The organism is Bartonella sp. AP30XZML (assembly GCF_042195945.1).
Classification (GTDB): Bacteria; Pseudomonadota; Alphaproteobacteria; order Rhizobiales; family Rhizobiaceae; genus Bartonella.
This window is the reverse complement of record NZ_JBHIPJ010000030.1, coordinates 1-6,672: the sequence shown is the minus strand read 5'-3', so window position 1 is coordinate 6,672 and position 6,672 is coordinate 1. Positions and strand designations below refer to the sequence as shown.

Here is a 6,672-nt window from a genome sequence, read left to right as displayed (position 1 = left end):
TCAAAATCCGTAGGCAATCGACAACCGCGATTAGCTTGCGCTCGTTTTGCTTTTTTGGGAACGTTCTCTTGCTCGTGAATGATTGGTTGGTTGTCTACACCCGTTGTGATTTGCTCTGATGTGGTCTCAACAGCAGCAACCTCTGTTGGTTCGTCAACCTGTTCGTTTGTTTCTAAATCTTCAGAACCAATTTCTTTTTTTTCTAAAACGATAGTTTTAGTTTTTTTATTATATATGTTATTGTTTATGTTAATGTGTTTCATGATGATGTCATCATGACCTCGTGATGACCTCATCATGGTCTTTTGATGAGTCATCTTTATGTTTTTTTCTCTTAGTATTCGCAGCTTTTATAGCTTTTTCTGAAAGTTTATTTAAATTCTCATTGCAATTTTTTAATTCTTCTTCAACATCGAGATTCCATAAACGACCATCTGCTAAACGAATAATATATCCTTCTTCTAGCAAAACATTCAAAGCTGTCTCAAATTTCTTTACTGAATAACCAGTGTAATGAGACAAAACTTTAATGTTACAAAAAAGAGGTTCACCAGTACGAAGCATGCGAAACCGCAATCTCATATAGATATTACCTTCTACAGGAGGTAAATAATCGACAACTACTACCCACCTATCTGCAAAAAGCCTCGTTCATGGTAATTTAGTTGACATATTTTACCTCCTTTTCTTTATTATTAAAGGCAAAATTATCTAGTTCTTCTTCATTGAGGTTGTTGAGTTCTTCTTCAACTTCTAAACTCCATAAACAACCGTCTTCTAATTGAAGAATTAATTTTTTTCTAATGATTTTTTAAAGGTTCGTACTGAACAACCAACGACGCGCGCTAATACAGAAGTATCATCATAAATCGGTTCACAGGCTCGATACATAAGAGCAGTGAGTGTGCTATAAGTAGCTTTCTCTGCTGCGTCGGTGCCAGCAAAGTCCATAATCCACTCTTGATAAAAATTACGTACCCAAGGTAATTTACTGGACATTCTCTTTGTCCTCCCTGTGCTTATGCCATGCGATTTCTGATTGTTGATTGTTGTTCTTCAGCTCTTCTTCAACATCTGGACTCCAGATGTGGTTGTCGTCAAAAAGAAAGATGTGTCTAGTTTCAGCTAAGAGATCTAGCGCATCATCAAGCTCGTCAATTGAACAGCGAGCTAATGAGGACAAGGCTCGTAAATTGTTTGTAAGAGGCTTCCCAGTGTGTAACATTTTTAATCGCAACCTCATGTAAATATTGCCTTCAGTAGGAGATAAATCAGCGAGATTAAGAAGCCATTTTTCTACATTAATTTTTATCCATTGGTTTTTATTTGACATTAGTGGTTTCCTCTTCTTTCATTAAATATAAAATTGCCAAAGCATCTGCTTCGTTGTCGTCTTTAGGCGTATGTCCTTTTGCACATACCGCCTTAATCATTTCTTCTTTTGAGGCGTTGCCTTTTCCTGTTGTTGCCTTCTTAATTATGCCAACAGGAATGCCTTCATATGGTATCTGATGATGTTCACACCACGCTGTTAGAGTTGCTAGAAAGCCTCCGTAAATATGAGAAGCCGTCTGTACCCACATGCCGGCGCACCTCTTCAAAATACACCGCGTCAATTTCATCAACAGATTTCTTTAGTTCAGAAAGCCATTTCTTAAAGTGCAGATAACGCATGCCACCGCCTTCAAAACGGCGTGATTAAAAATCTTCTGTATCGCTTGTGATAAAACCATCCGCACCACGTATCGCCCAGCCTGTCTTAGTCCCTAGATCAAGACATAAAATGGTTTGTGCGTTAGTGATCATAATCCCCCCCTTAAGGCTCTACGTATTTATATGTGTGCTATGACAGAGCGCGTAGTTATAAGTTTTAAAAAATTGGATTAACTCAGATTCAGACATATACTGCATGCATCATCTATTAATTCGATTTCTTCTTTTCTTTTTTCGATGAGTTTATCCCTTAAGAAATCAAGCTTACTTTTGACTAAGGCTGTAAACAAGATCAGCTCATTTAAGCGATAAAAAGATGACAACTCTTGAGAAAAATAATTATCAAACCAAGTTGTAAAAGCTTGCGTAAACACAGATAAAAACCATTGATTAAAATCATCGTACGGAAATAACGGAAAATATTTTCTATCATCACGCGCAAAGATACTATGCAGCATATAGACAAGAAAACCTGTTGATGAGGGATCTATCCTTATTTCAAAACATGCATCTTCAGGCGAACGGAGACCATAATATATGTCTTTCTGTAATATATGTCTTTCTGTCCAATCTTATTAACAAGATCAATCAACTGAACTTTGCTTATGGAGATTTGTGGGACATCTATCATCTCTGCTCTTTCTTTTTAAGAGTCTAAATGCTGCTGTTGTGATAGGGCGCGTTGTGATTGCCTGTCTTGCAAAAATGTTTTTGAAAAAGGAACCTCGCAATGATTCATTGTTAATTAACAATTCTCATTTTTAGCTCAAATGACGCAAGTTAAAAAACTTCTCCTGCGAAAACAAAATCGATCAATCTTGGTTCTTCTTTTTTGTTGATTAACTCAATGATTTTATTATTTAATTCATCAATAACTTTCATCTGTGAAGCTAACTTTAGCCTTTGGCTGTATAGCGTTTCATTTTTTTGCTTAATTAAAGAGGATAGGTTTTCAAGTACTACTTGCTGTTGTTCAATTGACTTATCTCGCTCTGCAAGAGTTGCTTCATGCCATCTCATCCAATTATCAAATTGTGACTTATGCCATTCTTCTTGTTTTGCAAGAACTTTTGTATGAGTTCTATGTCGTTTTATAAGATCTTCTATGCTACAATCACGATCCGGTATTTGTATAAATTCTTTCACAAACTTATCTCCATTCTCAATTTTCGTATTACAACCTATTAATCTACAAATCCGTGTGTAGAGTTTCTTCAATATTCCGTTTCTCATGATTTTTCTTCTTTAAGAGTCTAAATGCTGCTGTTGATGTTTGTTATTATCTGTAGGGGCAGCAATAAAAGCAGAACTAGAGCCAGAACATCCTTGCAGTTCTTGCAGCTTTAGATAATTCTTTAAAGATAAACCTTTTCCTTGTTCCCAACGACAAACAGAGGCTTGCTTAACGCCTAAAATGTCTGCTAATTCCTTTTGTGTTAGCGATAAACACTTTCGGATAGATTTAATCTTGAATTTTTCCTCTGTGTCCATTTGAGTTAAGTCCTTTATTTTAACTATATACGCAATTGTATAACATATGTTAAAAAAAACAATAGATTTTTTTAAATTTAAAAATCATAAGTAACTAATTATGACGAAAAATATCATTGCTACATTGCAAGTATTGCAATCTGAATTTGGTCTCAGTCAAAAAGATCTTGCCGATAGACTAAATGTAACCCAAGCAACCGTATCAAGATGGTTAGGAAATGAATCAGATCCTAGAGGTTCACACAGAGACGCAATTTTAGAACTTTATAAAAGCTTAAAGGGTTATAATCAAATTACTACACTTGTTCCTGTTATGGGATATGTAGGAGCAGGATTAGAGATTGACACCGATGTTGAGAAAATCCCAGAAGATGGGCTTGAAACAATTGAAATACCATTTGATTTGCCTTTTGAAGCAATAGGTTTTGTGGTTCGTGGAAATTCTATGTATCCTGTGTATAAAGATGGTGATTTAATCGTAGTTAAACATCTGCAAACAAAGCCAGTGAGCGATTATTACGGTGATGAAGTCATTGTTCTGACAGAAGATAATAGGCGATTCATCAAACAAATTACTCGCTCTTCAGAAGGCATTGTACTCAAATCATGGAATGCAGATCCCATTAAAAATGTTAAGATAAAATGGATTGGGGAAATAATTTCAATACTGCCACGTAAAGCTTATCGCTTGCTTACGAAATAATTCACAAGTCAACCTTGAATTCTCTTATTTTGAAGATGGCATTTAAGTGAAAATACAAAAAATAGTGGATAATGTACAAATGACTTATTTGCCAAAAGATAGACTTAAAATAGCGCGTAAGAATGCTGGATATGCGACACCAAGTGAAGCTGCGCGCACTATACCAGCTCTTAATCAAAATACCCTAATTAGTCACGAAAATGGAAATCGTGGTATTTCGCGTCAAATAGCCGAGCTCTATGGACAAGTATTTAATGTAGATCCGGGGTGGATTTTGTATGGCGAATCTCCTCAAGAAAATCCTAATCTCAATATAAGTATTCCTCTCGTTTCATGGATTAGCGCTGGAGAACTAAGAGAGCAAGATGGGATAATGGATTTTTCAGATTATCCTATGACAGAGGCTGTTAATCTTCCTGCCGGTGAATGGATTGTTTTACGTGTAGATGGCGCATCTATGAATAAAATTAGCCCTCCAGATTCTATAATATTTGTAAATATGCGAGACAAAAAACTTGTGCCTAATGCCTGCTATGTAATTGCAGATGAATCTGGACAAGCGACATATAAACGATACAGACCTAATGATGATCCTCCTTTTCAGCCTGCTTCATACGACAAAACGATAAAGGCTCCAAAACTTGAAGGCGCTATCTCTATAATAGGTCGTGTACGGCGCACTATTCTTGATATGTAAACACAATACGATTTTCTGTTCACGTTATCAATGAGATTGCCATCAACAGATTGAAGCGAGTTTGATTGATTTTTATCAGTAAACCGCACATTTACTGATTCTAAAATCAACTTTTAATTCCATTGCTTGTGAAGATGGCATTTAAGTGAAAATGCAAAAAAAATGAAATATATGTGATTTTTTTCTTGCTTATATTTATTCATTTGCGTATAAGTAATTATATAAACCACGCACAAACAATCGCCAAGAGGCGTTAGGGAGGAGAAATTATGGAAAATCCAATTCTTATAAATTCTGATGAAATTTTATTAGTTGTCTATGATGATGATCAAAACATTGGTCGGTCGGGACCACTGGATGAAAGCCAAGTTCTAAAAATTATTGACGAGGCAGATGATGCAATCCAAATCTTTCGCATCAATCCTTCTGAAAAGAACTGTGAAGATATTTCTGAAGAAATTGCAGAAGCATATGTAAAAGAAAATATCGAACATCTCCATGAGGAGAGTAAAGTTCATGACTTTGTACGCGAGAGTGTTGCTTACCATGACCTTTTATCTGATTTAGCAGACGAAAAATATAATGATGAGATTTACGGTACTTACGAACAACAACACCGTTTGCGTCCTTGTGATGTGCTTTAAATTCTGAAGGGCGCTTTTAAAAGCGCCTCCTTTCATTCATCAATCCCATCAACATGAGGTTCGTAATGGAAAAGCTTCTTGCTACTCAATACAATATTATTCAGCATCAAAAGGTTCAAACTATTAGCGCTCGTGATTTATATACCTTTTTAGAGGTAAAAACCGAGTTTAGAAAGTGGATAACAAACTGTATTAAAGAACTTAGCTTTAGAGAAGATGTCGACTTTGTACTTTCTACTAAAGAATTATCAAACTCCTCACGTGGAAATCCTTTTAAAGATTATGCTCTCACTTTAGACACAGCAAAACACATTGCCATTTGTGAACCTGGTCTCAAAGGTAAACAAGTGCGTGAATATTTTCTGAAATGCGAAAAAAAAGCAAATTCAAAAATCGATTATTCAAATCCTGAAACATTAGAAGATTTCTTAAGACATCTAAGACAGCAAATCAAGCACAATGACAATGTTGTCACAACGAATGGAGTGAAGCATGCATAATTTTATCACAACATATGAAAACAATTTTCAAAACACAACAGTTCAAACGATGTCCAGTATTGAAATAGCTCAATTATGTGAAAAAAGACATGATAATGTTATGCGTGATATCAAGAAAATGCTTGAAGAACTTAACGTCCTCAAATTTGAGGGGGTTGATTTTATTGGCACTTACGTTGATACAAAAGGGGAAAGCCGCCCTTGTTATAATCTTCCAAAACGTGAATGTTTAATCCTCGTATCAGGTTATAAAATGACATTACGTGCTAGAATTATAGACCGTTGGCAAGAATTAGAAAAGCAGGCGGTAACCACACAAATCGACTATTCAAGTCCAAAGGCTATGATTGGCTTTTTGAATTACCTACAAGGTCAAATAGATCAAAAAGACACCATCATTGAAGATTTAACACCAAAAGCCATGGCTCTTGAAAGCTTACAGCGTCATAATGGACTCTTTGGTCTTACAGAAGCCGCTAAAATACTCGAGATGCAACCAAAACAGTTCATTCTTTTCTTACAGCAAAAGGGATGGGTTTATCGACGCACATTTGGCGCGCCATTGTTACCTTATCAAGACAAGATAAAAAAAGGTCTTATGGATTGCCCAGCTATCACCATTAAAACTTCTGATGGGATAGAAAAGGTCATTCCTTGCGCAAAAATCACAGCAAAAGGAATAGGTGCGCTGTCTCAAGAGCTTAAAGACAAAGCATGCATTAAAAGCAACAATTATGGAAAAGAAATACGAATTTACTGATAAAATCGATATGATTTATTTGCGTCAATTTTCAAACTTTTTAATTGACAATATAATATCAGTATGTCTATTGTCGAATCAGATGCCTGAAAAACGCCTTAAACGAGCAGCGGATAGATTACCGAAACAATCTCTTTTCCGCACATTAAAGACTTTGACTCATT

9 protein-coding genes and 3 pseudogenes are annotated in these 6,672 nt (G+C 35.7%); 6 read left to right on the top strand and 6 right to left on the bottom strand.

The window, feature by feature from the left end; genetic code table 11:
• The 6 genes and pseudogenes from ACFIL2_RS02070 to ACFIL2_RS02045 all read right to left on the bottom strand — a co-directional run.
• A pseudogene (locus ACFIL2_RS02070) lies at positions 1-672 on the bottom strand (hypothetical protein); the annotation flags it as partial.
• Positions 673-789: 117 nt separating this feature from the next.
• The gene (locus tag ACFIL2_RS02065) at positions 790-999 is read right to left on the bottom strand and encodes a DUF1376 domain-containing protein (RefSeq protein ID WP_375680547.1); all 210 of its coding nucleotides are present in this window, start codon (positions 997-999) and stop codon (positions 790-792) included.
• Positions 989-1,333, bottom strand: a complete 345-nt coding sequence (locus tag ACFIL2_RS02060) for a DUF1376 domain-containing protein (RefSeq protein ID WP_375680546.1) — start codon at positions 1,331-1,333, stop codon at positions 989-991. Before ACFIL2_RS02060 ends, ACFIL2_RS02065 begins: the two co-directional genes overlap by 11 nt.
• Positions 1,323-1,806: pseudogene (locus ACFIL2_RS02055) on the bottom strand (crossover junction endodeoxyribonuclease RuvC). The gene ACFIL2_RS02060 and the pseudogene ACFIL2_RS02055 overlap by 11 nt, the downstream one beginning before the upstream one ends.
• A 687-nt stretch (positions 1,807-2,493) precedes the next feature.
• The gene (locus ACFIL2_RS02050) at positions 2,494-2,859 is read right to left on the bottom strand and encodes a hypothetical protein (RefSeq protein ID WP_375680545.1); all 366 of its coding nucleotides are present in this window, start codon (positions 2,857-2,859) and stop codon (positions 2,494-2,496) included.
• Positions 2,860-2,958: 99 nt separating this feature from the next.
• The gene (locus ACFIL2_RS02045) at positions 2,959-3,204 is read right to left on the bottom strand and encodes a helix-turn-helix transcriptional regulator (protein WP_375680544.1); all 246 of its coding nucleotides are present in this window, start codon (positions 3,202-3,204) and stop codon (positions 2,959-2,961) included.
• A 100-nt stretch (positions 3,205-3,304) separates the two neighbouring features.
• Between ACFIL2_RS02045 and ACFIL2_RS02040 the strand changes: the two genes are divergently transcribed.
• The 6 genes and pseudogenes from ACFIL2_RS02040 to ACFIL2_RS02015 all read left to right on the top strand — a co-directional run.
• Positions 3,305-3,907, top strand: a complete 603-nt coding sequence (locus tag ACFIL2_RS02040) for a S24 family peptidase (protein WP_375680543.1) — start codon at positions 3,305-3,307, stop codon at positions 3,905-3,907.
• 79 nt (positions 3,908-3,986) lie between these two features.
• Complete coding sequence (locus ACFIL2_RS02035) at positions 3,987-4,604, top strand: S24 family peptidase (RefSeq protein WP_375680548.1); 618 nt, start codon at positions 3,987-3,989, stop codon at positions 4,602-4,604.
• A gap of 269 nt (positions 4,605-4,873) precedes the next feature.
• Positions 4,874-5,248 carry a hypothetical protein gene (locus ACFIL2_RS02030; RefSeq protein ID WP_375681675.1) on the top strand — a complete coding sequence of 125 codons (375 nt, stop codon included), beginning with the start codon at positions 4,874-4,876 and terminating at the stop codon, positions 5,246-5,248.
• A 65-nt stretch (positions 5,249-5,313) separates the two neighbouring features.
• On the top strand, positions 5,314-5,748 hold the full coding sequence (locus ACFIL2_RS02025) for an antA/AntB antirepressor family protein (RefSeq protein ID WP_375657641.1): 435 nt from the start codon (positions 5,314-5,316) through the stop codon (positions 5,746-5,748).
• A complete protein-coding gene (locus ACFIL2_RS02020) occupies positions 5,741-6,508 on the top strand; it encodes a Rha family transcriptional regulator (RefSeq protein WP_375681674.1) in 768 nt (255 codons plus the stop codon). The genes ACFIL2_RS02025 and ACFIL2_RS02020 overlap by 8 nt, the downstream gene beginning before the upstream one ends.
• Positions 6,483-6,672, top strand: a pseudogene (locus tag ACFIL2_RS02015) (hypothetical protein); the annotation flags it as partial. The gene ACFIL2_RS02020 and the pseudogene ACFIL2_RS02015, both read left to right, overlap by 26 nt.